General features: G+C 63.4%; 22 protein-coding genes and 2 pseudogenes. 14 read left to right on the forward strand and 10 right to left on the reverse strand.

The features are described 5' to 3' along the window. Window positions 1-7: 7 nt before the first annotated feature. From XH89_RS11120 to gspD, 3 genes are all read right to left on the reverse strand, one after another. Window positions 8-868 (reverse strand): site-specific integrase, encoded by an 861-nt coding sequence (locus tag XH89_RS11120; RefSeq protein ID WP_128943944.1) that lies wholly within the window; start codon window positions 866-868, stop codon window positions 8-10. A gap of 141 nt (window positions 869-1,009) precedes the next feature. Continuing rightward, on the reverse strand, window positions 1,010-1,564 hold the full coding sequence (locus tag XH89_RS11125; protein ID WP_246767796.1) for an A24 family peptidase: 555 nt from the start codon (window positions 1,562-1,564) through the stop codon (window positions 1,010-1,012). Between the two features lie 46 nt (window positions 1,565-1,610). After that, window positions 1,611-3,998 carry a type II secretion system secretin GspD gene (gene gspD / locus XH89_RS11130; protein WP_194467103.1) on the reverse strand — a complete coding sequence of 796 codons (2,388 nt, stop codon included), beginning with the start codon at window positions 3,996-3,998 and terminating at the stop codon, window positions 1,611-1,613. Between the two features lie 137 nt (window positions 3,999-4,135). Here gspD and XH89_RS11135 point away from each other — a divergent pair, with 137 nt between their 5' ends. Genes XH89_RS11135 through gspM form a run of 9 tightly spaced genes read left to right on the forward strand, consistent with a single transcriptional unit; the run spans window position 4,136 to window position 11,664 of the window. Beyond that, the gene (locus tag XH89_RS11135) at window positions 4,136-5,824 is read left to right on the forward strand and encodes a GspE/PulE family protein (RefSeq protein WP_371825208.1); all 1,689 of its coding nucleotides are present in this window, start codon (window positions 4,136-4,138) and stop codon (window positions 5,822-5,824) included. A 21-nt stretch (window positions 5,825-5,845) separates the two neighbouring features. Next, complete coding sequence (locus tag XH89_RS11140; protein WP_194467105.1) at window positions 5,846-7,057, forward strand: type II secretion system F family protein; 1,212 nt, start codon at window positions 5,846-5,848, stop codon at window positions 7,055-7,057. Between the two features lie 38 nt (window positions 7,058-7,095). Next, window positions 7,096-7,551, forward strand: coding sequence for a type II secretion system major pseudopilin GspG (gene gspG / locus XH89_RS11145; RefSeq protein ID WP_194467106.1), 456 nt, complete (start codon window positions 7,096-7,098; stop codon window positions 7,549-7,551). Beyond that, window positions 7,514-8,023, forward strand: a complete 510-nt coding sequence (locus XH89_RS11150; protein WP_194467107.1) for a prepilin-type N-terminal cleavage/methylation domain-containing protein — start codon at window positions 7,514-7,516, stop codon at window positions 8,021-8,023. Before gspG ends, XH89_RS11150 begins: the two co-directional genes overlap by 38 nt. Continuing rightward, window positions 8,001-8,411, forward strand: a complete 411-nt coding sequence (locus XH89_RS11155; protein WP_194467108.1) for a prepilin-type N-terminal cleavage/methylation domain-containing protein — start codon at window positions 8,001-8,003, stop codon at window positions 8,409-8,411. The genes XH89_RS11150 and XH89_RS11155 overlap by 23 nt, the downstream gene beginning before the upstream one ends. Beyond that, entirely contained in the window at window positions 8,408-9,112 is a 705-nt protein-coding gene (locus tag XH89_RS11160) for a general secretion pathway protein GspJ (RefSeq protein WP_194467109.1), read from the forward strand. Before XH89_RS11155 ends, XH89_RS11160 begins: the two co-directional genes overlap by 4 nt. Then, window positions 9,109-10,023, forward strand: coding sequence for a general secretion pathway protein GspK (locus XH89_RS11165; protein WP_246767798.1), 915 nt, complete (start codon window positions 9,109-9,111; stop codon window positions 10,021-10,023). The genes XH89_RS11160 and XH89_RS11165 overlap by 4 nt, the downstream gene beginning before the upstream one ends. A 1-nt stretch (window position 10,024) precedes the next feature. Next, window positions 10,025-11,062 carry a PilN domain-containing protein gene (locus tag XH89_RS11170; protein ID WP_194467111.1) on the forward strand — a complete coding sequence of 346 codons (1,038 nt, stop codon included), beginning with the start codon at window positions 10,025-10,027 and terminating at the stop codon, window positions 11,060-11,062. Further along, the gene (gene gspM / locus XH89_RS11175) at window positions 11,059-11,664 is read left to right on the forward strand and encodes a type II secretion system protein GspM (protein WP_246767799.1); all 606 of its coding nucleotides are present in this window, start codon (window positions 11,059-11,061) and stop codon (window positions 11,662-11,664) included. Before XH89_RS11170 ends, gspM begins: the two co-directional genes overlap by 4 nt. A 669-nt stretch (window positions 11,665-12,333) precedes the next feature. Here gspM and XH89_RS11180 read toward each other — a convergent pair. Together XH89_RS11180 and XH89_RS41225 are read right to left on the reverse strand one after the other, a co-directional pair. Then, window positions 12,334-13,722 (reverse strand): O-antigen ligase, encoded by a 1,389-nt coding sequence (locus tag XH89_RS11180; protein ID WP_194467112.1) that lies wholly within the window; start codon window positions 13,720-13,722, stop codon window positions 12,334-12,336. Window positions 13,723-13,890: 168 nt separating this feature from the next. Further along, window positions 13,891-14,075: pseudogene (locus tag XH89_RS41225) on the reverse strand (IS3 family transposase); the annotation flags it as partial. Between the two features lie 182 nt (window positions 14,076-14,257). On the opposite strand from XH89_RS41225, the gene tnpB reads away from it, so the two are divergent. Both tnpB and XH89_RS42070 read left to right on the forward strand, forming a co-directional pair. After that, window positions 14,258-14,440, forward strand: coding sequence for an IS66 family insertion sequence element accessory protein TnpB (gene tnpB / locus XH89_RS11190; protein ID WP_246767880.1), 183 nt, complete (start codon window positions 14,258-14,260; stop codon window positions 14,438-14,440). A 19-nt stretch (window positions 14,441-14,459) separates the two neighbouring features. Continuing rightward, a pseudogene (locus tag XH89_RS42070) lies at window positions 14,460-14,635 on the forward strand (IS66 family transposase); the annotation flags it as partial. 140 nt (window positions 14,636-14,775) lie between these two features. On the opposite strand, the gene XH89_RS11200 reads toward XH89_RS42070, so the two are convergent. Further along, on the reverse strand, window positions 14,776-15,012 hold the full coding sequence (locus XH89_RS11200) for a hypothetical protein (RefSeq protein WP_194468750.1): 237 nt from the start codon (window positions 15,010-15,012) through the stop codon (window positions 14,776-14,778). Between XH89_RS11200 and XH89_RS11205 the strand changes: the two genes are divergently transcribed. Then, window positions 14,920-16,109 (forward strand): IS3 family transposase gene (locus tag XH89_RS11205; protein ID WP_194467113.1). Its coding sequence is split into 2 segments (ribosomal slippage): window positions 14,920-15,169 and window positions 15,169-16,109, totalling 1,191 coding nucleotides; the frame shifts between segments, so codons are not numbered across the junction. The genes XH89_RS11200 and XH89_RS11205 overlap by 93 nt on opposite strands. A gap of 194 nt (window positions 16,110-16,303) precedes the next feature. On the opposite strand, the gene XH89_RS11210 is transcribed toward XH89_RS11205, so the two are convergent. After that, window positions 16,304-16,723: a hypothetical protein gene (locus XH89_RS11210; RefSeq protein ID WP_194467114.1), complete on the reverse strand. Its 420-nt coding sequence runs from the start codon at window positions 16,721-16,723 to the stop codon at window positions 16,304-16,306. 657 nt (window positions 16,724-17,380) lie between these two features. On the opposite strand from XH89_RS11210, the gene XH89_RS11215 reads away from it, so the two are divergent. After that, window positions 17,381-17,860 carry a hypothetical protein gene (locus XH89_RS11215; RefSeq protein ID WP_194467115.1) on the forward strand — a complete coding sequence of 160 codons (480 nt, stop codon included), beginning with the start codon at window positions 17,381-17,383 and terminating at the stop codon, window positions 17,858-17,860. 1,347 nt (window positions 17,861-19,207) lie between these two features. On the opposite strand, the gene XH89_RS11220 is transcribed toward XH89_RS11215, so the two are convergent. From XH89_RS11220 to XH89_RS11230, 3 genes are all read right to left on the reverse strand, one after another. Next, window positions 19,208-19,636 carry a heme-binding protein gene (locus XH89_RS11220; protein ID WP_194467116.1) on the reverse strand — a complete coding sequence of 143 codons (429 nt, stop codon included), beginning with the start codon at window positions 19,634-19,636 and terminating at the stop codon, window positions 19,208-19,210. Continuing rightward, a complete protein-coding gene (locus tag XH89_RS11225) occupies window positions 19,629-22,604 on the reverse strand; it encodes an FAD-binding and (Fe-S)-binding domain-containing protein (RefSeq protein WP_194467117.1) in 2,976 nt (991 codons plus the stop codon). The genes XH89_RS11220 and XH89_RS11225 overlap by 8 nt, the downstream gene beginning before the upstream one ends. A 104-nt stretch (window positions 22,605-22,708) precedes the next feature. After that, entirely contained in the window at window positions 22,709-23,458 is a 750-nt protein-coding gene (locus XH89_RS11230) for a GntR family transcriptional regulator (protein WP_194467118.1), read from the reverse strand. Window positions 23,459-23,590: 132 nt separating this feature from the next. Here XH89_RS11230 and XH89_RS11235 point away from each other — a divergent pair, with 132 nt between their 5' ends. Next, complete coding sequence (locus XH89_RS11235; RefSeq protein ID WP_194467119.1) at window positions 23,591-24,793, forward strand: alanine--glyoxylate aminotransferase family protein; 1,203 nt, start codon at window positions 23,591-23,593, stop codon at window positions 24,791-24,793. Window positions 24,794-24,803 lie beyond the last annotated feature (10 nt).

The raw sequence follows: 24,803 nt of genomic DNA on the forward strand, positions 1-24,803 counted from the left end.
GGTCCGCTCAGCCGGGCGGCACGACCTCCAGGCGGAGTCGGTCAAGCGGACTTGGCGTATTGCTGATGGTCTTTGTGGCGACTTGGGTATAGCGCGCCGTGCTGGCCAGACTGGCATGGCCGAGCAGCACCTGGATGATGCGCACGTCGGCCCCGTTCTCCAGGAGATGGGTCGCGAATGTGTGCCGCAGCGTATGCACTGTCACCGACTTGCTCAAGCCAGCCGCAGCACAGGCTGAACGACAGGCGGCGTGCAGCACGTTCGGGACGAGCGGACGCTCGTCGTCGCGGCCGGGAAATAGCCATCGTTTTGGCCGAGTGAGCCGCCAATACGTCCGCAGAATCCTCAAAAGCTGCGGCGAGAGCATAACGTAACGGTCCTTGCCGCCCTTGCCGTGCTCGACCCGGATCAACATCCGTTGGCTATCAATGTCGACAACCTTCAAGAGGACCACTTCCGATACGCGCAAGCCTGCGGCATAGACGGTGGTCAACGCGGTACGGCTCTTGAGGCTTGGGATCGCTTCCAGGAAGCGCACGACCTCGTCGGCGCTCAGCACGACCGGCAGTTTGCGCGGTTTACGCGCATAGGCGATGCGCTCCGGAACGGTGTCATGACCAAGCGTCACACCGTAGAAGAACCGCAGTGCGCAGACGATCTGGTTCAGCGCCGGCCAGGACATCCCCGTCGCAACCAGATGAACCTGGAAGGCACGGATATCCTCCAGGTCGAGGCGGTCGGGAGAACGACCGAAATATCGGCTCAACTTCGCTACGGCGTTGAGGTAGGATTGCTGCGTCGCCGGTGACAGATTGCGGACCGTCATGTCCTCGATCATGCGGCGGCGAAGTGGGCTGATCTCAGCCATCGGAAAACCTCCTGTCTAAAGGGTTGGGCTGCGAAAACCCGCAATCCTCTCAGACAGGAGGCAATCCTTGCTATGACTCCCTACATGCCGCGCCAGCGGCTTCGTTCAATCCCTTCCGATTCAATAAATCCGTGAACCGCTCTAGCCGGACCAGCGCTCGAGCCAATTCAGATACCAGGTCTCGCCCAGCCATCCGATCCAGATCGACGGTGCCAGGAATAGTCCGAACGGCAGGAAGGCGGTCCCGCGCAGTGGCCTCTTACGCAATGTCGCATTGGCTACATAGGCGCTGGTCGCGAGCAATGCCGCAAGCTCGATAACCGCGGCGACCGTCGCAACATCGAGCCAGGCTCCGCAGACCGCGGCCAGCTTAACGTCCCCGAGCCCGAGCCCGTTACGGCCGCGCCAACGCCGGTAGGCGGCCATCAGGAGCAGCAGCGGAACGGCGACCGCCACTGCCCGCGCCAGGGGCCAGAGCAGCGCCTCGAGGCCTACCTCCGGCACGAACGTGGCGGCGCGGAGCAGGGCAAGCGCAAAGGCTGTACCCGTCAGCTGGTTCGGGATCAGATAGTGGCGGGCGTCGTTGGCGGCGATAGCGAGCATCAGGGCGGCAAGATATGCGCCGCAGAGCCCCTCCGCGCCGGGAGCTGTGACGAGGCTTGCGACCACGCCGACTAGCAACGCGAGAGCGAGCAAGAGCGAAGCCCCCGTCCCGCTACGAACGGGTTGATCGGTCACGCCCTCAACGCGCCGCCTTGGGCGGGCCTACAGTAACCACGGGGTTGCTGGTCCCAACCAGGCGGCTGTTCATCTTGCTGCGCATCTCCTCGGCGATGACATGCGCATCGACGCCATCCTTGATGACGGTCGGACGGATGAACAGGATCAGTTCGGTGCGTGCGCGCGCATTAGTCTGGTGCGAGAAGGCATCGCCCACGCCGGGAATGGAATCGAGAATCGGAATACCCTGGCGTTGCCGGTTCTCGCTCTCGCTGATCAGGCCGGCGAGCAGGACGGTCTGCCCGCTGGTCACGGCGATCGAGCTCTTGACCCGGCGCTGCGAGATCGTCGGCGTCAGCGAGTTGGCGCTGCCGCCGGCCACGCTCGAGATTTCCTGTTCGATGTCGAGCACGACATTGCCGTTGGCATTGGCGCGCGGCAGCACGCGCAGGATGATGCCGGTGTTCTTGTAGTCGATGGTGTTGACCACGGTGTTGTTGGCGGTCAGCACGGTGGCGGTGCCGGTCGAGAACGGCACCTGATCGCCGACCTGCAAGGTCGCCGCTTGGTTGTCCAACACTACCAGCGACGGGTTCGAGAGCACCTTCACGTTGGTGATGCCGTGCAATGCATCGAGAATGACGCGCGGCGAGTTTTCGGAGCCTATCAGGAAGTTGAAGCCCGGCAGCACGCGGCCGAGCAGCGCGCCGGACGCAGCGTTGACAGCATTGGACGCAGCTTCGACGGCACCGCTTCCAGCGGCTGCAGCATTGCTGACGCCGGAAATGGTATTGGAGATCGAGCCCTTCTGGCTCGCTAGGAAGAACTGCACGCCGTAGTTCAGCTGGTCGTTCAGCGTCACTTCGGCGATCGTCGCCTCGATCGCAATCTGGCGCTGTGGTCGGTCGATCTGTCGGATGGTTTGCTCGACGAGGCGCTGCGCGTCCTGGTTGGCATAGACGAGAATGGCGTTGTTGGTGATGTCGGCGGTGATCCGCACGTTGTGAAGGATACCATCGATGCCGGCTGGCTTTGAGCTGCCGCTCGAAAATCCGCTGAGACCCGTGTCGTGTGCCCCTGTCGCGGGCGCCGTGTCAGCGGACCGGGCCGCCAACGATGATCCCGGCGCTGCCGTGACCGAGGTTGTGGCACCAGCAGCGGCGGTCGGCAGCGCGCTCAGCGCGGCAACCGGGTTGCCGGAGGTCGACGTCGTGATGCCTGCACCGGGCGCAACCTGGCTCGATGCGCTGTCAAGCGTCGTGTTGCTCGTCGAGCCCTGGTTGAACAGCATGTCGTTCAACAGCGCGACGACCAGCTTGGAATTGCCGTAGCGCAGCGGATAGGATTTCAGGTTCACGCCGTCGGTGTCGGAACGGTCGAGCCGCGCGATCCAGGTCTGCGCACGCCTCAGATATTCCGGCTTCTGCGTCACCACGAGGATCGCGTTGAGCCGCGCGATCGGCTGCATCTTGATCACGTTCTGGCTCAACCCGCCTTCGCCGGAATCCATGATCTTCTCGATCTCGGAGATCACGGGTTCGGGCGAGGAATTGCGCACGGGGAAGACACCGACCGACTGACCGCGCATCCAGTCGGCGTCGAAAGACAGAATTGTGTCGACCGCGGCCGCTCGATCCGTCCCGCTGCCGCTGACGATCAAGGTGTTGCGGGAATTGTCGGGACGCATGGTCGAGGCCTTGACGCCGAAGGCATCGAGCAGCTTGAAGATGTTCTGCGCCGACGTGTAGCGCAGCGGCACGACCGTGATGCCCTGGCCGGCTTCGACGCTCGCCGAACGGTCGAGGCCGCCGGGGCCGGCTTCCGGCGCCGGCAGCAGGCGATAACCGGTGCGGTCGCGCACCAGCGCCACGCCCGACATGCGCAGCGCATTCTCCAGCACGTAGATCGCGTCCGCCTTGGGGACCGGACGAACCGAGGCAAGTGTCACGGTGCCCTGGACGCGCGGGTCGATGGTGTAGCCGGTGTTGAGTACGTCACCAAGGATGACTTTTGCGACGGTCGCCACAGGGGCATTCTCGAAATTGAGGTCATACCCGCTGCCGCCGCCATCATCGCGCTCGGCCAGCGCGCCGCCTTGCGGCGTTGCACCATCGCTCAGATAGATTGCGGGTTTGGACGGCTTTGCCTGGCCAATGCCGCTGGCCCCTGCGTCCGCGGGTTGGCGCGGCTGCAGATCGAGGGAGCGGATCTTGTCGGCAATGTCCTGGGCGCGCGGGTCTCTCGGATCGGCTTCGACCGACTGATCGGCGGTGACGATGCAGGCCGTGAGCAGGAAAGCGGAGGACAACAGCACGAGCGTTCCAGTCAACGCTGAGCGGCGGCGCAAAAGCGGCTGGACCACTTCAAACACAATACGCCTGCCAACTCTGCAAGGGACTGGAAATTGCATCCGATCCCCCTTGGCTCGGACGCGCAATTAGTTGCGCCACGATTATGTTTTTGCTAAGAAATAAGTCAAGGGCAAAGGACCTCTGTGACACGCGGGAGCTGTTGCATCCAAGTAACAAGGTCAGCGCTGTGAATGCGATGCGAGACCGCTCCGCCGATAGCTTCCGGCAGCATCTTCTGATGAAATATTCGCTGCCGCCGCGGGCGCACGCCCGTGTGGAGAAGGCCGGCACGGCCACGCTCGTGCGTCCCTTGCGCGAATTCTGGGAAGCCACCGATCTCTCCGCAGCCGATTTCGCCGACGAAGTGTCTGAATATTTTGGCTTGCCGCGGCTCAGTCTTCCGCAATTGCTCACCACGACGCCTCGCCTGGACGGCTTTTCGCGTCGTTTCCTGCGTGAATCCACGATCTTTCCCTTCAGCGGGCCGAATGGCGCCCTCTGCCTGGCGGTTGCCGATCCGTCCGATACGGCGGCCATGCGTGCGGCCGAGATCGTGTTCGGATCGACGGTCAATGTCGTAGTCGCGTCATATGAGGACATTACGACGGTCCTTGATCAGCGGGCCGATGCCGATGACGCCAATGTCGACGAGAGCGGCAGAAGCGCGGCGCAGCGATCCGACGACGATATCGAGAGCCTGCGAGATCTCGCCAGTGGCGCGCCGGTGGTGCGGGCGCTCAATGACCTGTTGGAGCGTGCGTTGGATCTGCGCGCGAGCGATATTCATGTCGAGCCGTTCCGCTCCGGGCTCACAGTGCGCATGCGCGTTGACGGCCTGTTGCGGGCGCTGCCGTCGCCGCAAGGCATTCCGCCACAGGCGCTGATCTCGCGCATCAAGATTCTCGCCAGCCTCAACATCGCCGAGCGCCGCCTGCCGCAGGACGGCGCGGCGCGCGTGCGCGTCGGGCGCAACGAGATCGACGTCCGCGTCGCGACCATGCCGACGCAGCATGGCGAGAGCGCCGTGATCCGCCTGTTGCCGCGCGACCGCGGCCTGCTCGAGATGAGCAAGCTCGGTCTCCGCAGTCGCGACGAGAGCGTGATGACACGCCTGCTCGCGATGCCGCATGGCATGATCGTGATCACCGGGCCGACCGGCAGCGGCAAGACCACGACGCTTGCGACCATGCTGTCGATCCTCAACGAGCCGACGCGCAAGATCCTCACCATCGAGGATCCTGTCGAATACGAAATTCCCGGCATCAACCAGTCCCAGGTCAAGCCGTCGATCGGTCTGACATTCGCCTCCGCCATGCGCGCCTTCGTGCGTCAGGACCCCGACGTCATCATGGTCGGCGAGGTCCGCGACGCCGAGACCGCGCATATCGCCATCCATGCCGCTCTCACCGGCCATCTCGTGCTGACGACGCTGCATACCGAAACGGCAGCGGCAGCCGTGCCGCGCTTGATCGATCTCGGCATCGAGGGCTTCCTGCTCAAGTCGACATTGCGCGCGGTGGTGGCGCAGCGGCTGGTGCGCATGCTGTGCGACCGCTGCAAGGTGCCGCACGCGCTGACCGAGGCCGATCTTGCCAACGATCCGCGCTTTGCCGTGATCGGCTTCAAGTGCGGCGAGGTCGTGCACGAGGCCGGCGGCTGCGAGCGCTGCGGGGGCACCGGTTATCGCGGTCGCAACGGCGTGTTCGAGATCCTCGAAATGTCCGACGAGGTGCGCGCGCTGATCGGGCCCAAGACCGACTCCCACTCTCTCGACGCCGCCGCCATGCGGGGCGGCATGACGACGATGCTGGAGGATGCGGTCGCCAAATGCCGGGCCGGGTTGACGACGGTGCCCGAAGTCTTCCGCGTCACGACGGTGCGCTAACGCTTAACTGTGCCAGGAACCATGCCGAACTATCGCTATCGCGCGCTCAATGCCAACGGCGAACTGGTCTCCGGGGCCATCGCCGCGTCGGCGCCGGGCGACGTGGCGCAGCGGATCGAGCGGCTTGGCCTGGTGCTGGTCGACAACGTCACGCCGGAAGAGGGCGGTGCCGCGCGCGGCGCGCTCAGCATCTTCAACAGGCCGAAGCCGGAGGACGTCACCATCTTCACCCGCGACCTTGCCCTGCTGCTGCGCGCCGGCGCCCGCATCAATGACGGCCTGGAACTGCTCGCCGCCGATCCGGATTTCGGACGGCTGCGGTCCGTCGTCGCCGACATCCGCGCGCGCGTCGTCTCCGGCGAGAGTTTCGGCGAGGCCTTGGCGAGGCATGAGGGCCTGTTTCCGCCGATGTATATCGCGCTGGTGCGGGTCGGCGAGGCCTCGGGGTCGCTGGACCATGTGCTGGAGGTGCTCGCCGGCGAACGCGCGCGCGGCGAGGCGCTGAGGCGGCGCCTGACGGACGCGATCCGCTATCCCCTCTTCGTGCTCGGCGCGGCCGGATGCGTGCTGCTGTTCTTCCTGACCTTCGTGCTGCCGCAGTTCGCCAGCGTCTTGCAGGATTTCGGCGCCAAGGTCGACCCGATCGTCGGTGTCTTCCTGAACATCTCCACGTTCCTGCGCAGCAATTCGGATGCGGTGCTGGCCGGTCTTGCGGCATTCATCGGGCTTGCCTGGCTGATGTTGCGGCAGGAGCGCATTCGTCGCGGCATCACCAGCGCATTCACGAAGGCGCCGGCGATCCGCAACGTGATGGGCGCCTACCGCACGGCGCTGTTCTGCCGCAATCTCGGCCTGCTGCTCGGCAGCGGCGTCAATCTCACCACCACGCTGCGCATCCTCGTCGACATGATGGCAACGACCGGATCGTCCGCGGTCTGGAGCGAGGCCGCGGACCGTGTCCGCCACGGCTCGAAGCTTTCCGATGCGCTCGCCGAAACCGAGGCGCTGCCGCCGATGGCGGTGCGCATGCTGAGACTGGGTGACGAGACCGGGCAGCTACCGATGCTGTCCGGCCGGGTCGCCGAATTCTACGAGGCCAAGCTGCAACGCATGCTCGACCGCGCGGTCGGCGTTGCCGGGCCTGCGGCGATCATCGCGATCTCGCTGGTCGTCGGCGGCCTGATCACATCGGTGATGACGGCGCTGATGTCGGTAAGCCAGATTGTCGGTTAGACCGAGGATTGCTTGTACGGGAATGGGAGGGGCTTGAAGTGACCAGACATCCATCGTCGAGGCGCCGTTCGCGGCGCGAGGCCCGTGGAGAGGCCGGCTTCACCCTGGTCGAGATGCTCGTCGTCATCACCATCATCGGCATGATCATGGCGTTGGTGGGACCGCGAGTGCTGAACTATCTCAGCGAGTCCAAGGCCAAGGCGGCGAAGATCCAGATCGAGAGCTTCTCCAGCGCGCTCGATCTCTATTACCTCGATCTCGGCCGCTATCCGACCTCGAATGAAGGCCTGACAGGGCTGACGCGCAGCAACAACCAGGCCGGCTGGAACGGGCCATACTTGCGCGGTGGCGTGGTGCCGAACGATCCCTGGGGCCACGGCTATGTCTATCGGTCACCGGGCGCGAACGCGCCTTACGAGATTATCTCGCTCGGATCAGACGGGCAGGAAGGCGGAAGTGGTACGGCATCCGACATCGTCAGCGGCGCGCGCTGAGCCGGCTCGTGATGCGCAAGTTCTGGACGCGCGAGGCTTTGCGCTGATCGAGATCCTGTGCGTGCTCGCGATCATCGGCCTGCTGGCGGCGATCATCCTGCCGGGAATCCCGCGCTCGACGACGCGGGCCAAGCTCGAGAGCTATGCGGTCGAGACCGCGGCTCTGCTGAAATCCGATCGTAACTCCGCGCTGCGTCGTCAGGTCAGGGTCGCAACTCTGGTGGATGCCGAGGCGCGCGCGATCCGCTCCGGCGTCACCGGGCAGACCATCCGCCTGCCGCCCGACGTGGTCATGCAGGCGACGCTGGCCGCGCGCTGCGCCGATCGCGCCACCGGCCAATCGATCGATTTCTTTCCGTCGGGCATGTCGTGCGGCGGGACGATCGCGCTGGCACGGCCGGGCATGGGCTACGAGGTTCGGGTCAACTGGCTGACGGGAGGCATCGAGATTGTCCCGCAGAAGCTGCTCTAACGGCGCCGCCGGCTTCACCCTGATCGAGACGCTGGTCGCGCTCGCGATCATCGCCATCGTGCTCGGAACCATCGGCTCGGTCATCTCGGTCACGACGAAAGGCACGCGCTCGATCGACCAGCACCTGGCGCTCTCCGGCACGGCGGAGACATTGCTTGCGGACCTGCCGGCGCGCGGGTTGCTGAAGCCCGGCCGGCAAAGCGGAGAGCTTGCCGGCAGCCGCTGGCGCGTCGACATCGCGCCGATGAACGTCGCCGGCGGCAACCCCGAGACCGACCGCTTCGTGCCGCTGGCGGTCAATCTGCGGCTCCAGCGCGCCGACGGCGCGGCGCTCCAGGTCACGACAGTGAAGCTGGTGCCGAGGCCGACGCAAGGGCCGCGCCAATGAAACGTCTGCGCCGCGCGTTCGCGTCCGAGGCGGGCTTCACGCTGCTCGAGGTGCTGTTGGCGACGCTGCTGATGACCGTGATCCTGGGTGCGCTCGCAACCGTGACGGCGCAATGGCTGCCGAACTGGAATCGCGGCATCGCGCGGGTGCAGCGCGCGGAGCGCCTCGCCACCGGGCTCGATCGCATCGTCGCCGACCTCTCCGTCGCCGAGCAGATGACCGTGAACGGGAACGCCAGGGCGCCGCTGTTCGACGGCGCCGAATTGTCGGTGACGTTCCTGCGTACCGCGCTCGGCCCGAGCGCGCGTCCGGGCCTCGAATTCATCCGCCTGATCGAGAAGGCCGATGCTCAAGGGGTCGCTTTGGTGCGCGAGCGCGCGCCGTTCCAGCCGATGGCGACCGACGGGCAGATCCGCTTTGTCGACCAGGTGGTGCTGATCCGCGCGCCGTTCCGCGTCAGCTTTGCCTATGCCGGGCCGGACCGGAAGTGGCAGCCGACCTGGCGCGGCCAGGGGCAACTGCCGGATCGCATCCGCGTCACCGTGCGCGATGGCGCATCCGGCCAGGTGCTGGCGGTTTCGGCCGCGGTGCTGCCGCACATCACGGCGCCGGCCGAATGCGCGCGCGCCAAGAATCCGACGACCTGCGTGACGGCGGCCAGCCGGCCGCAACAGGCGCAAAAAGAGGAGCCGCAGCTGTGAGTTGCGGGGCGCATGGTCGCGACGCGTTGCGCGATGACCGCGGCTTTATCGTCGTCGTGGTGCTCTGGATGCTGGCGGCGCTCGCCACGCTCGCGCTGATCTACCTGACCTATGTCGCGAACACCGCGGTCACCGTCGCCGTCAACACCGACCGGTTGCAGGCCGATGCGCTGATGAACGCCGGCCTCGAGCTTGCGGCCTATCGGCTGACTGCGCAGGACGAAGCGACGCGCCCGACCAGCGGAACCTTCAATGCCCGCGTCGGCGCGGGCCGCGTGGCCGTGACGTTCCGTTCGGAGGCGGCGCGCATCGATCTCAACATGGCGCCGAAGGCCGTCCTCGCCGGCCTGATGACCGGGCTCGGCGTCTCGGCGTCGGATGCGCCTGACTACGCCGACAGGATCCTGGCGTGGCGGTCGTCCACGGAGCCCGGCGTGGACAATCCCGAGGACTCCTTCTACCGCACGCTCGGCGCGCCCTATCTGCCGCGCCACGCGCCGTTTCCGCACAGCGACGAACTGTGGCTGGTGCGCGGCATTCCGCCTGCCGTGATCGGGCGCATGCTGCCCTTCGTCACCGTGTTCAGCAACATGCGCACGGTGAACGTGCTCGATGCCGCCCCGCAAGTGGTGGCGGCGTTGCCCGGCATGACGCCGGAGACGCTGCAACAATTGCTGCGGAACCGCGCCGATCCCAGCGTCGATCCGCAGTCCCTGGTCGGGCTTGCCGGCAGCGCCAGTGCGACGATCGAGGGTGCGAAAGCCTACCGCCTGACGGTCGTCGCCGAAGCGCCCTCGCACCGGCAGAGCTCGGCCGAGATCGTCATCCTGCTTCTCGAAAGCGGCGATGAGCCCTATCGTGTATTGTCGTGGCACAACGCCTTCGACGGCTCGGCCGGAAAGCCTCTGTGAGATGAGTTCGCTCAATTCCCTTCGCGCCATTTTCGATGCCTGGTCCGGTACGGTGGCCGGCGCCGCGGTTGCCGGGCTGGAGCGGATGGTGTCGCCGCGCCTGGTGCGGCTGGTCGAGGGCGAGACCGGCGCGTTCGCGTTGGAAGCCGCAAAGCCGGAGAACGCGCCCAAGGAGATCGCCTTCGACGACGGCAAGTTCACCGGCGCCAATCTCGCGCAGATCGTCCGCGGCTGCCGCGTCGAGATCGTGCTGCGGCCGGCGCGCTTCCTGTTCCGTCCGCTGGAGCTGCCGGCGCGAGCGGCCGATTTCCTCGACGGCATCGTGCGGGCGCAGATCGATAGGCTGACGCCGTGGAGCGCAGCCGAGGCCGTGTTCGGTTGCAGCGTGCCGGTGGCGCAAGGCGCAGAGAGTATCACCACGATGATCGCGGCCGCACCGCGCCGACTCGCGACGGGCTATGTCGAGGCGCTGTCCGGCTTTCATCCGTCCGCTATCGCGGTTCTGACCGAAACGCCTGAAGGCGGACGCATCAGGGTTTTCGAGCAGAAGTCGCGCGGCGCCATCGACCCCGTGCGGCTCAGCCAGACGCTGCAGATCGTGCTCGGGTTTGCCGCGGTGACGGCCGTGCTCGGCTCGGTCGTCGCGGGCTATCTGGCCGACAGCCTGAGCGCGCAGGAGAACGAGCTCGAACGACAGATCGCCCAACGCCGCGCCGCGATCCGCGGCGCCGATGGCGGCGAGCGCTCGCCGCTGGCGCTTCTGGAGCGGCGCAAATACGACACGCCGGCGAGCGTGATCGTGCTGGAATCGCTGAGCCGCCTGTTACCGGATCATACCTACGTCACCGAGATGCATCTGACCGGCAACAAGCTGCAGATCGCGGGCATCACCCGCGATGCGCCCTCGCTGATCCCGCTGATCGAGCAGTCCCAGCATTTCACGCGCGCGACCTTCTACGCCCCGACGACGCGCGGCCCCTCCGATCCCGGCGAGCGCTTCCACATCGAGGCGCAGGTCGAGCCGAGGAACGCGCCATGAAACCCAACATGCAAGCCACCATCGGCAGCGTCAACGCCGCAAGCGGAAACGGCGTGACGCGGGCGCTGACCTCCTCGCCGCTGATCGCCGTGACGCTCTACCTCGCGGTGACATGCGGGCTCTTGCTGATGGCGGGCCTGTCGATTGCCGACGTGATCGCCCACCGCCAGGCCCTGGCGCAGACCTCCGACCTGCTCGACCAGCTGCGCGGCCGCAAGGGCGCCGCCAAGAACGCCGCGGACCTGTCAGCCGAGCACCCCGGCACGCCGTTCCTGGAAGGGCCGACGGTGACGGTGGCCGGTGCCAATCTGTTGCAGCGGGTCGCAACTGCCGTCGGCAATGTCGGCGGCTCGGTGCAATCCTCGCAGGTCGACGTGACAGGGGCGCAGACCAAGGACGGCTTCGTCGGCCTCGTGGTGAGCTGCGAGCTGGAGCAGCCCGCGCTGCAAAAGGTGCTCTACGATCTCGAGGCGGGCATGCCGTTCCTGTTCGTCGACCAGCTCGACGTCCAGGTGCCGCAGACTACGACCTTGAACGAGGCCGGTACCGACCGCGTCAGGGTGATTCTGGGTGTTTCCGGGCAGTGGCAGGCGGGGAAATAGGACTCTGGTGCCGGATGATGGCAAGCGCACCGAAACTAGTTTGTGCCGCAAGATTACCGGGCACGATCGCGGCATCGCGCGAGAAAATTTCAAGAGAGCCTCGATGTGGGTGGCTGAGAACGACGGGACTGGTGGCGAGGTGCGCAGTGCACGGCGCGGCTTAGATTTGGACGTGCGTCCTCCAAGCAGCTCGCTCCCCGGTGGTAACCCGTTCAAGGCGGTACCGCTCTGGGACGCTCAGCGGGACGCACGAGCGCCAGATATTATCCGCCGGGCGCTCTCCGTCACCTCGTGCGCTCGCTGCGTCTCCGGTCAAAGCGCTCGCTCGCCGCCACTGGTTTAGCTTCACTCGAGGCGCCGCCACCGCCGGTGTTGCTAATCGGGGGCTTTGATCGACAGGGCCGGCGTGATCGCGATTCTCGTCAACCGCCCTGACCAGAAAATCCTTCGCCTGCCAAGGCGCGTCGCTCAAGGATTGTCGCTGACGTAGGTTCAGCCGCACCAGGTTACATTCAAGCACGCGATCGCCCGAGCAACTGGCGCGCAAGCCACCAAAACATTCCGCCGCACCGCGCCTTTCGTGCCGCGCGCCACGCCGAAGAACGGCGAGTCGGAACGCTCCGACTATTGCCGCCAAGCATTGTGCTGACCTGTGGGCAGAGGTCACATTTAGTTTAAAGCACCGCCTTGGTGGCGATCGGAGGCCTTCGAAGAGGGCCTACTGGCCGCTTTGCAATCTGCGGCGCATGCGCTTAACTCCTCAACTCGTCGCTTAGCTGCCAAGCTCATTCCCCCCGCGGTTCCCACGCCGAGGACGTACATCCAGCCTTCATGAAAGTCGAATAGGTGCGAGTTCGTGAGCGAGCTCGCTATATTTTGAACCACTACAAGCAATCCAACCCAACTTGCCGTCCCATGACCTCGAAAACTAACTAGGTGGTATAGCCACATGGCGTACAATACGGCGACCCCGATCACCCCCCATTGAACAGCGACGTAGAGAGTCTGATTATGAGGATTTTTCGTTATTTCAACGCCAAGTCCCGATTTTCCAACTGCATCACGTTGAAACAACTGTTCGATCGAGCCCGTCCCATTGCCGAGGAGGGGCGCGTTTGCAAAGAACCTGATTGATTTTTGCCAGTACTCAAGACGTAGCCCGGTAGAGAATGGGATATTCCGTTCTCGCGCTTTATTTACCGGGATATTTTGTTCGTATGACTGGTATTCAATCAGGATGTCATGGACACGAGTGCGTAGGTAAGAGGATGTAGACCAAACCATGGTCGCCGCCAGCACGATAACAAGGAGCAAGATTGCTGATTGGCGCCCGTTGCAGTGTTTTATCGTTAGAACGATGAGCAGCGCTGGCAGGTAGACAAGTGCGGACCGAGCTGAAGCGACGAAGGCCATATTTGCGAAGAAGCCCAGTGCCAGGACGGCAACCGCGGTCGCCGTGGCGTAGCGCCGCTGCCTGTACAAAATCGAGACGCAAGGCCAGATGCCCACCATACAAAGCGCAAACTCTTGACTTTGATCAATATAGTTCTTGACCGGCACTCCTTCGCTTGCTGTGGCCGTCAATTTCAAGCCCGGTGCAAATAGCACAATCCAAGAGAGGATCATCAACAATACGCATGAGACAAAAAACGCGATGAAAACCCAATGGCCGCGTCGCGAGAGATGAAAATGGTGAACGAGGAACGGTATTACGAGCAACTTCGCAACCGGCTTAACTCCTAGAATCCTCGCCTGCCACGGTACGTCCGCCCAAAGCGTTCCGAGCACCGCGACCAGAAATAAAATAATTGGGAGTAAGCAAATTGGCCGCGATATAAGATGAAGGAATGCGCCCACATCCAATGATGGAAGCCGCGGAACCTGGACAAGGAACCAAAAGCCTAGTGAAATGTAAAAGCCGCTTGTCGACCAGGGCAACAGCGCAACTGTCAAAACAGCGAACAAATCAGTATAGAAGAGCGAATCCTGTGATTTAACCAACCATTTGTCTGAGGAGTACCTTAGAGCTTTTTGTCGAATGCTGGTCGTCTGAATCATCTCCAAAGTACCGTCTCCGGACATAAGGTGGTTCATACTAGTCTGATATTGTTACCGAACCAACAGTCTTCTGCTGGCTGTGTATGTTCATCCCGCTAACATTCAGGAGGAGCCCAAAGACTGAGCCGGTCCCGGTTGTCTGAACAGAACTTCCGCGTCGATAATGGAGCGTTCGACGAACACGTTGTCCCGCCCGGCGGTGAACCGCGAGCCCTGATCGTGTTGAAGATGCCCGGCTTGCCATGACGGGCCAGGGCATCCTCTACTGTTGCCACGCAGAAGGTCGCCTCCATCGTGATCGACAGCCGCCACGACAGAACCCGGCGTGCGAGATAGACGAAGCCGCGCGTCATCCGCCTGCTTGGTGATCGGCAACTCGTGTCCACGGTCGATCATCGCTTTGCGCTCAGCAGGCCGGCCTTGCTGAGCGCTCCTTACAAAAAATCGTTCTCCAGGGTCAGCTCGCCGATCTTGGCGTGCAGGTGTCGGCTCCCGCAAGGGTGCCGAAGGGCTCGCGGCCCTGGTAACTGAGATCATCCAGGCCGATCCGCTCTCCGGCGCCGTGTATGGGTTCCGCGCCAAGCCCGCCGATGGGGAGAAGCTGATCTATTGGGGCGGCACGGGTATGTGCCTGTTCGCCAAGCGGCTTGAGATCGGTCCGTTCTGCTGGCCCGACGTGCAGGACGACGTCATTCGCCCGACTGCGGCGCATCTATGATCCCGGTACGCACAAGGCGATGCTGCTGGCCGAACAGGCGAACAGGCGCGTGCCGCGCGACTCGAGCAGATCATCAAAGAGCAGCGTAATCGCTTCCGCCGGGCCGAGACGCTGCCGGAGGACCAGTTGCTGCTCGGGCTGGAGGAGGTCGAGCAGGTCGAGACGAGCAGTGACGCCGCGACCGATGCAGAACGGGCTGACGCGCTTCATTGCCCAATGCCGCATCGAGATGATTTCAGCGTCGTCGAGCACGCTATCCGCCAAACCGTGCTGAATCGAAGGAGCGCTCTGTTCGCTGGCTCAACGGCTGCGCCGAACATTGGGGCATCGTCACCTCACTGATCGAGACCTACAAGCTCATCGGCGTCGAATCCCACGCCTATCTCGCCGACGTCACGACCCGCATCGTCAACGGTGACCTTGCCCCACGGTCTTAATCCAGTTTGAAGTTCGCTCTGGCCCATGACGAGGACCAGAGCATGAAGCGAAGCCGGTTTACGGAAGAACAGATTATTGGGATTTTGAAGGAGCACGAGGCCGGTGTTTCGGTCGGCGATCTGTGCCGGAGGCATGGTGTGAGCGACGCCAGCATCTACAAATGGAAAGCGAAATTCGGCGGGATGGAGGTCTCGGAGGCCAAGCGGCTGAAGACGCTGGAGGACGAGAACACCCGGCTGAAGCGGCTGTTGGCCGACGCCATGCTAGACAATGCGGCCTTGAAGGATCTCCTGGGAAAGAAGTGGTGACGCCCGCGACCAAGCGGAAGGCTGTCGCGCATCTGGTGGATGCCCACGGGATGAGCGAACGGCGGGCGTGTAAAGCCATCGGCTGCTGCCGCATGACCATGAGATATCGGACGACCCGGGCGGATGATGCCGGCGTTCGCCAGCGCATGAAGGCGATCGCCCAGGAGCGCCGGCGCTTCGGCTATCGGCGCCTGCACGTCCTGCTGAAGCGGGAGGGCTATCTGATCAACCACAAGAAGCTGTTCCGGCTCTACCGGGAAGAGAAGCTTGCGGTGCGCCGCCGTGGCGGCCGCAAGCGCGCAATCGGGACCCGGGCCCCAATGACGGCGCCGATGACCGCCAATGATCGCTGGTCGCTCGACTTCGTCTCGGATCAGCTCACCGACGGACGTCGTTTCCGAATCCTGACCGTGGTCGACGACTGCACCCGCGAGTGCCTGGCACTGGTGGCCGATACCTCACTATCGGGAGCTCGGGTGGCAAGGGAACTGGACCGGCTGATAGCGGAGCGCGGCAAGCCAAAGATGGTGGTCAGCGACAACGGCACCGAACTCACCAGCAATGCCATCCTGGCGTGGGCCGATCAGAGCCGTGTCACATGGCACTACATCGCGCCCGGCAAGCCCACGCAAAATGCCTTCATTGAGAGCTTCAATGGTCGGCTGCGAGATGAGTTGCTGAACGAGACGCTGTTCACGACACTGGCTCAGGCCCGCGTGGCGCTCGGATGCTGGCGGGCCGATTACAACAACGAACGGCCGCACTCGCAGCTCGGATGGAAGACGCCCTCAGAGTTCGCCTTCACCTGTCACCCGCGTCGGGATCTGGCGCTGCGCTATGCCGAAGGCTCCGCGCCAGCCCCCGCCGCTACCACCGCCCAACTGGGCAAATCCAATCGTTGGAGCGAACTCAGGACTGGATAAAATCTGGGGGCAACGTCATTGCGGGAATCTTTATCGAAAGAAGCGCTTATGAGGTAAAGCAGGGCAGCCCGCCGCGCTGAGTAAGCCGAAATTTATGCTAGTGCAGCTTTATTCGCAACCTAACGATCACCCGTGCGAGGCATTAGCGTTCTGCGATGCTCTCGGAGCGGAAGCAGACAGCGCGCAAAATTTTCCTAGCGAGCGATAACGCGAAAATAACCCGCAGAGAATTGATGCCAGCCGGATAATGGATCCCAGACACCGTGTAGCGGTACTCCTTTATATATGTTCAAGGTAACCGATGAGCGATTCGCGGCGATTGTCACCGGATTGCCGCTAAGGTCGGCACTCCAGGACCAATTCAGCAGATACTCAGGCTCGCCATTCGGGCTCGGTGAGAACCACATCGTAACTTCCGTAGGAGCGGAAGGTAAACTATGCTTTATGGTGATCGTGCGATCCTGCTTATTGTCAGCCGAGACCCAGCCGCTGTCGAATAACGTGTGATTGCTGTCCCAGTACATGAGGACGGACCAACTCATCCAGCCAGCTAATGCTACGGGGCAAATGAACCACATCATAAGGTTCGAAAGAAACGCGGTCCACTTTTTCATGCTGCTTTCTCATCCACGATGTATCGCTGCTAGTGGCATTCTGGGCAGATGCTTTCTTGTAGCATTACTCGCGTGCCATCGAACTTTGTTAAAGGGCCAGCAACTTGCCAACAACGAATTTTCGCTTCGGATCGCGAAATGAAGAAGGCCAGTTCATGCGGCGGATTGATCGGTTTCATTTTGCTTTCTCTGGATTTTGTTTTCTCTGGATCGATATCCGCTCTACAGTTATCAGTCGGCAAGGCTGGACATTAAATTTCGCATTAGCCCATCGTCGAGAGGCGCTTTGATCTTGCGCGGTTCCCAACACAGCGAAACGGAAAGTGTGAGGTCGCGTTGGTGACTGAGCTTCGCTGCGGACAGCCAAAATTAGCGGCACTGGTCGGACAGGCTAACTGGTCTCGATCAGCCTCAAGAAGGCGCTCGACGCGTGAGGTCCTGAAGAAGTCCGATTTTGGTTGTCGCTGCCCTCAAGCGCGTTCGCGAGCATCGGGCGACGAGCCGCTCAATGGATACAGGCCTAAGGCGGACCCGGTCGTCTGAGCTGAGCTTTTGGATCGGTTGGCCCACAAGACTGACCGGTAGCGGTTGTTGAGGATTGACGCGAAAGGCAAGTTGCACTGAAATGCGGGCTGAGTTTCATCGATGGAGCCCAAAATGCATTTCACGCGCTTCGCCGGAATCGCTTTTATTGCCCCTTTCATCCTGGCAGGCCATTCCCAAGCGGCCCCTGTCCGCATTGGTACGTATTATGATGAAACGATCAGCACGACCTGTTCGAGCCCTTCGGTCAGTTGCGCGGCGTGGTTCTCTGGGTTGCCGTCGGACAAAATGGTGCTCGTCCAGAGAGTTAACTGTAATTTTGTCGGCAGCCTACCACTAGTGAAGGCGCATTTTGGAGTGTCTGTAACGAGTGGTGGTGCTAGTCAACCTCGCGAAATTGCCCTTCCTCTGTCCATTACTAACACGACCGCTGTTAACGGAAGTTACTTCGCGGCAACCGACACCGGAGCTGAATGGCTCATGGGCCAAGGAAGATTTCCCTATGTCGAAGTCTTTACGAACCAAGCGAGCGGAACAGGTAGTTTTAAGTGTACCTTGATCGGTAAGCTGGTCGATCCCAACACCGGCCCATAATTCTAACAACAAGGCCGGCTAATTTTGCGGCCTCTTCAACTAAACGGCGCGACTGTTCAGTGTAGTCGATAACGTCAGCATGCTTGGTCGCGGTATCCCGGTGCGCTTTAGTTCATTTAAAATCTTATATCGGCGCCGACCAAGCACCTGTGTCCGCGCGCGGCCTATGCGAGACGGGAACAAAAACAACTGACGGTGCATTGAGCGCATTGAGTTGGATTGCACGAGTGACGGTGCTCCCCTCAGAGTTGTTCAATCGCTTCGGCAATGACTTCTTCTGGATGTTGCCAGAGGATACATACAACGCACCTGCTATTTCGCCGCGCGGGTAAGCGCCGGCAAGACCCAGCAGCGGCGGCACGGCGCCACCGCCACGAACGAGATGCCGATGTCGGCGGACCAGGCTTCGGCCCGGTGAGGCTTTAGCAGTTGCGATTTCGGCGCCGAGTTCGATATCTGTCTCGAGTGGCCGCGCCAGATGACAACATTTCCAGGAGGCGGGTCGCCCGCCCTTGCTAGGTGGCAACGCGCGTCGCGCCCCAGCGGCTATCAGCTGTGCAATCGACGGCTGACTAGACTAACCCGAGGTCGAACGTTTATATTGCAATTTCAATGATCTTCTGAGTGGCGCGCCATTGAGAACATGGCTGCGAACTTTGCAATGAGTTCGTCTTAAGCACCGTGAGCTCGCCGATATCCGCGCGTTAGGCGCAGCGTTCGGCCAGGAGCCGCTCGTCCGCCGGCACGCCACACTCCACAGAGGCGCGCAGCCGGGCGTCGAGGACCGCCCCCAACGCCTGCAGGTCCGAAGCCGCGATCAGCTCCTGCACCTATCCGAGATGGTCCATCAGCCGCCGACTTGCCTCATCAAAGCTTCCGGCCTGAGGTTGGCACAGAGGCGGGGGAGGTCAAAAAGGTTTGCCGCCTGTTTACCCAACCGAATCTGCATGAAATAGCGACCGTCGCCGCGCCTGGCGAGGTAAAACGGACGAGCCACGTAGGTCCCTTTCTAAGCGCGTACCGGGTGAGACATTCCCGTGGGATGTAACACCGTCAAATCCGCCACCATATTTCGGCCGACGTGCTGGAAAATCTCAAGATTTCGCTTCGGCTTTGGACCTGGAGCGCCCCCTGATTTGAACCTACTCGCCGAGTATTGGGCGGCAAGGGATCGCGCGGAACGGACTGTCGAGCTCCGAGGTTCCGAGTTGGCTGCTTTCCGGAAACAGGGATCCAGAAATAGTGGGGTGAGCGATGTAGCGGACCAGGGACTCGAACCCCCGACAATCCAAGGCGGTCCTATCTCTGGCAATATAGATTGCGCAGCTCTCCAGGAGAGTGACAAGGCTATCCTGCGTTGGCCTTCAATCCCGCGGCCTGAATACCCGCCACCGCACACGCCTCGTCATTGTCGGACGTGTCGCCCGACACACCCACCGCGCCGAGCAGCGTCGTAACGTCCATGATCAGCACGCCGCCGGGGACCGGCACGAGCGCGCCCTTGGCGATGGTGTTCATCGCGTCGATGAAATAGGCCTGATCCTGCGCCCGCTGGTACAGCGCGCGCGAGCCCATGCCCATCGCGAGCGCACCGTAGGCCTTGCCATGGGCGATCTCGGCGCGCATCAGGCTGGTGCCGTCCTGAGCGGCGGCGATCTTGAGCACGCCGCGCGCGTCCAGGATGGTGACGACCAGCGGCTTCAGCTTCAGCTCGGTGGATTTGGCAAGGGCGGCGTCGAGGATTTTGCGGGCGATGTCGAGAGTCAGTTCAGCCATGGCGGGGTTCCTTTGTAGCGGTTGACGTGGAATTGGTCTCGGCGCGCTCGAGGCTCATCGCCAGCACGCGCGCGACGTGAAGCGCCTCGCGGCTAGCGCCGTCGTAGATCTGGTGACGGCAGGAGGTGCCGTCGGCGACGATGAGCGTATTCTGGTCCGCTTGGCGCACCGCCGGCAGCAGCGACAGCTCGGCCATTTCGATCGAGGCATCGTAGGTGTCGGCGCCATAGCCGAAAGCGCCGGCCATACCGCAGCAGCTGGACTCGATGGTCCTGACCTCAAGGCCAGGTACGAGGCGGAGCACCTGCTCGACCGGCTTGAAGGCGCCGAAGGATTTTTGGTGGCAGTGTCCGTGGACCACGGCCTTGTCGGCGACGCTGCCGAGCGGCAGTTGCAACTGGCCGGCCTCGGCCTCGCGCACCAGGAATTCCTCGAAGGTGAGCGCGTGGGCTCCGACAGCCTTGGCGTCGTTGTCCTTGCGTAAGGAAGCCAACTCGTCGCGCAGCGTCAGCAGGCAGCTTGGCTCGAGGCCGACGATCGGCACGCCGCGCGCGGCAAAGGGCGCGAAGGCGGCAACCAGCCGGTCGAGCTCTAACCTGGCTTCGTCGACGAGACCGGCAGAGAGGAAGGTGCGGCCACAGCACAGCGGGCGGCTACCGCTGGCAGGCTTGGGCAGATGCACACGATAGCCGCCGGCCGAGAGCACGCGCAGTGCTGCGTCGAGATTCTCACGCTCGTAGATGCGGTTGAAAGTGTCGGCGAACAGCACGACCTCGCGGCCGCTCTCCGGACCGACAACTTCCGCCGGCGGCACGAACACGTCGCTGCGGAAAGCGGGCAGGGCGCGGCGGGCGCTGATGCCGGCAAAACGCTCGAACAGGTTTCGCAAGAGCGGGCTGCGGTTGCGCAAATTGGCCAGCGGTGCAAAGCGCGAGGCGAGATCGGCGTAGCGCGGCAGGTAGCCGACCAGCCGATCGCGCAAGGTCAAGCCGTGCGAGGCGGCGCGCGCCGCCAGCACCTCGATCTTCATCTTGGCCATGTCGACGCCGGTGGGGCATTCGTGACGACAGGCCTTGCAGGAGACGCAAAGCTTCAGCGTCTCCATCATCTCGTCAGAGGACAGCGCGTCGGCGCCGAACTGGCCTGAGATCGCGAGCCGCAGCGTGTTGGCGCGTCCGCGCGTGACGTCCTTCTCGTTGCGCGTCGCGCGATAGGACGGGCACATCACTCCGCCTTCGAGCTTGCGGCAGGCGCCGTTGTTGTTGCACATCTCGACCGCGCCCTGGAAACCGCCGCCGGCTCCCGGATAGGCCGACCAGTCGAGCTTTGTCTTGAGCTCGCCGACGCGATAGCCCGGCTTGAAGCGGAACAGCGAACGGTCGTCCATTTTGGGCGCATCGACGATCTTGCCGGGGTTGAGCACGCCTTCGGGGTCGAAACGGTGCTTCACCTCGCGGAAGTCGGCGACGAGACGCTCGCCGAACATGGTCTCGTGGAATTCCGAGCGGACCAGGCCGTCGCCATGCTCGCCGGAATGCGAGCCCTTGTACTCGCGCACCAAGGCAAACGCTTCCTCGGCGATGGCGCGCATCGCCTTGACGTCCTTCTCCAGCTTCAGGTTCAGCACTGGGCGCACATGCAGGCAGCCCTCCGAGGCGTGGGCGTACATCGTGCCGCTGGTGCCGTGTTTCGCGAAGACCTCGTTCAGCCGGGCGGTGTAGTCGGCCAGATGCGGCAGCGGTACGGCGCAGTCCTCGACGAAGGAGACCGGCTTGCCCTCCTGCTTCATCGACATCATGACGTTGAGGCCGGCGGCGCGGAAATCGGCAATGCCGCTCTGCAGTGCCGGCTCGGTGATCTCGACCACGCCGCCCCATTTGCGCGTCTCGTTGTTCCAGCCGAAACCGAGATCGCCCATCAATTCGGTGAGCTGCTTGAGTCGCACAAGATTATCCGCCTGGTCTTCCTCGGCGAATTCGACCACCAGCACGGCATCCGGATCGCCCTTGATCGCCGCATTGATGATGGGCTTGAACATCGCGATGTCGCGGCCGAGCGCGATCATGGTGCGGTCGACCAGCTCGACCGCGATCGGTTTCAGCTTGACCAGATGCTGGGCAGCATCCATCGCCTCGTAGAAGCTGCCGAAATGGCAGACGCCGAGCGCCTTGTTGCGGATGACGGGCCACAGCTTCAGCTCGACCTTGGTGGTGAAGGCGAGGGTGCCTTCGGAGCCGACAAGCAGATGCGCCATGTTGTTGCGCGCGTTGCGCGGCACCAGCGCATCGAGATTGTAGCCGCCGACGCGGCGCTGCACCTTTGGAAAGCGCGCCGCGATCTCCTCCGCCTCGCGCATCCCGAGATCGAGCATGTCGCGGAACAACGCGCGCATGGTCTCGCCGGCGTCGCTGTCCGAGAGATCGCGCGAGACCTCGCCAAAGCGGCTCAGCGTGCCGTCGGCGAGCGACGCCTCCAGCGACAGCGTGTTGTCGCGCATGGTGCCGTAGCGCAGCGAGCGGCCGCCGCAGGAATTGTTGCCGGCCATGCCGCCGATGGTGGCGCGCGAGGCGGTGGAGACGTCGACCGGAAACCACAGGCCGTGTTTTTTGAGCTGGCGGTTGAGGTCGTCGAGCACGATGCCGGGCTCGACCACGCAGGTCCGGCCCGCGACGTCGAGGGACAGGATCTTGTTGAGGTGCTTCGAAAGGTCGACCACGAGGCCGTCATTGACGGTTTGGCCGCATTGCGAGGTGCCGCCGCCGCGCGGGGTGACCTTCACGCCCTCGTCGCGGGCGATTGCAAGCGCCCGCAGCGCCTCGTCCATGGTCTTGGGGACCACCACGCCTGTGGGCATAATCTGGTAGAACGAGGCATCGGTGGCGTAGCGGCCGCGGCTGAAGCCGTCGAACAGGACGTCGCCGGTGGTGTCCGCACGCAGGCGCCGTTCGAGCGAGGAGGCGTTCGTCATCCCTGGTCCCGGAGTGATCCCACGCGGCTTAAGCCGGTCGGAGTATTCATTCTCGTTTCTGGCTGGTTATATTATGAATTCAAAATGAGCAAGCCGGGCACCCGTCAGGGAGCCGCCGGCGCGTCCTCTTGGGGTTCGGCCAGGTGTTCGATTGCCGCTGTGCGCTTGTTGCGCAGATGCTGGAACAGGATGTCGCTAAGCTCGCTGGCGGCGCGGCGGCGCAGGGCATCCAGGATCGCCTCGTGCTCGCGCATCGCCTCCGCCCAGCGCTGCCGCTTGCGGGCGAAATTGGCGGAGTAGCGGACGCGGCGGATGCGGCCGGCGAAATTGGCGTAGGCGGTCTTCAGCGTCTCGTTGCGCGCGGCCGCCACGATGCTCTCGTGGATGCGCTGGTTGGCCTGGAAATAGCCATGCATGTCGCGATGCAGATAATGGCCGTACATCTCGTAATGCAGCTGCTCGATGGCCGTGATTTCCTCGTCCGTAATGGCCTCGCAGGCCAGGCGTCCGGCGAGGCTTTCGAGGCCCGCCATCACATCGAACAGCTCTTCGAGGTCGCGCTGGCTAAGCTGGCGGACGCGGGCGCCGCGGTTGGGCAAAAGCTCGATCAAGCCTTCGGCCGCGAGCACCTTTAACGCCTCGCGGAGCGGCGTGCGGGAGATGCCGAACATCTCGCAGAGCTGGCGCTCGGGAACGCGGGCGCCATCGGGAATGTTGCCTTCCACGACATAGTCGCGCAGCCGCAGCAGGATCTCGCCGTGGAGCGAAGCTTTCTGACGGTCGCCTTGATGATCGCCGCCGTCCTGGGCGGGCGGGGCGATCGGAACCCCGGTGTCGGGAATCGTGGATTTCATTTGCAGCACAGTAGTTTGCTCTGATAATCGCGTCGACGTCCACAATCGAATACCAAATTTCGATTGAAAGGACAAAAAATGAATGCAAAATAGCGCCCAGGCCGGCCAGAATCCGTTGCCAGGGAGGTTTTCATGCATCAGGGGCGCCATTTCCTTCAGATTCCGGGCCCGAGCCCGGTCCCCGAGCGCGTCCTGCGCGCGATGGACATGCCCGTCATCGACCACCGGAGCGCCGAATTCGGCGCGCTCGGCCGCACCGTGCTGGAAGGCAGCCAGAAGATCTTCCAGACCAAGGGCCCGGTCATCATCTTCCCCTCGTCGGGGACGGGCGCCTGGGAGGCTGCGATCGTCAACACGCTGTCGCCAGGCGACAAGGTGCTGATGGTCGAGACCGGTCATTTCGCCACGCTATGGCGGCAGATGGCGGGGCGGTTCGGCATCGAGGTCGATTTCGTGCCCGGCGACTGGCGTCGCGGCGCCGACCCGGCCCTGATCGAAGCCAAGCTCGGCGAGGACAAGGCGCGCGCCATCAAGGCCGTGATGGTCGTGCACAACGAGACCTCGACCGGCGCGACCAGCCGCATCGCCGAGATCCGCGCCGCGATCGACCGCGCCTCGCATCCGGCGCTCTTGATGGTCGACACCATCTCCTCGCTCGGCTCGGTCGACTACCGCCACGACGAGTGGAAGGTCGACGTCAGCGTCAGCTGCTCGCAGAAGGGCTTCATGCTGCCGCCTGGCCTCGGCTTCAACGCGATCTCCGAGAAGGCGTTGGCCGCATCGAAGACCAACAAGATGCCGCGGTCCTATTTCGACTGGGCGGAGATGCTCAAGCCCAACGCCGTTGGCTTCTTTCCCTACACGCCGGCGACCAACCTGCTCTACGGCCTTCGCGAGGCGATCGCGATGCTGCTCGAAGAGGGGCTCCACAACGTGTTCGCGCGGCATCAGCGGCTTGCGGCCGCAACGCGCGCCGCCGTCAATCATTGGGGTCTCGAAGTGCTCTGCAAGGAGCCGTCGGAATTCTCGCCGGTGCTGACGGCGGTGCTGATGCCGCCGGGGCATGACGCCGACCAGTTCCGGAAAGTGGTGCTCGACAATTACAACATGTCGCTCGGCTCGGGCCTGTCGAAGGTCGCCGGCAAGGTCTTCCGCATCGGCCATCTCGGCGAATGCAATGCGTTGACGCTGCTCGGCGCACTCACCGGCGTCGAGATGGGGCTGTCGGTCGCCGGCGTGCCGCACCGCTCCGGCGGCGTCGATGTCGCCATGAAGCTGCTGGAGCAGCGCCCGCAGGGCAATGCCTCGCCGCATCTGAAAGTGGTCGGCACTTAAGGCTCGCGCG

Origin of the sequence: Bradyrhizobium sp. CCBAU 53340, from assembly GCF_015291645.1 — a bacterium.
In the GTDB taxonomy this organism is placed as follows: domain Bacteria; phylum Pseudomonadota; class Alphaproteobacteria; order Rhizobiales; family Xanthobacteraceae; genus Bradyrhizobium.